This is a genomic window from Streptomyces sp. SID5464 (genome assembly GCF_009862985.1).
GTDB classification, from domain to species: domain Bacteria; phylum Actinomycetota; class Actinomycetes; order Streptomycetales; family Streptomycetaceae; genus Streptomyces; species Streptomyces chartreusis_D.
Genome location: NZ_WWIQ01000004.1, coordinates 295,987 through 296,371 on the forward strand (window position 1 = coordinate 295,987; position 385 = coordinate 296,371).

The 385-nt window shown below is 71.9% G+C and carries 1 protein-coding gene; it reads right to left on the reverse strand.

The features are described 5' to 3' along the window. The coding region (locus tag GTY47_RS04925; RefSeq protein ID WP_010039226.1) for a PP2C family protein-serine/threonine phosphatase at nucleotides 1-385 on the reverse strand (385 nt) is incomplete at both ends.

The window sequence follows — 385 nt, forward strand, 5'->3', positions numbered from 1 at the left end:
CCGTCGAAGCGGGCGGCGAGCAGCGCGATGTCGTCGTCCCGGTCGCCACGGCCGAGCATGTCGAGCACCTCGTCGCACAGCGCTTCCAGTGGTGGCGGCTGGTCTGGTCCGGTGAGCTGCGCGACCGCGGTGAGCTTCTCCCGCAGCTGCTCGATGCCGGTCCACACGTCCCGCAGCCGGGACTCGACCAGGCCGTCGGTGTACAGCAGCAGGGTCGCGCCGACAGGCGCGTCTAGCTCCACCGCATCGAAGTCGACACCGCCGACCCCGATCGGGGCACCGGCGGGCACGCGCAGCACCTCGGCACGGCCGCCCAGGTGGAGCAGGACGGGCGGGGGATGACCGGCGTTGGCGATGGTGATGCGGTGCGATACCGGGTCGTAGA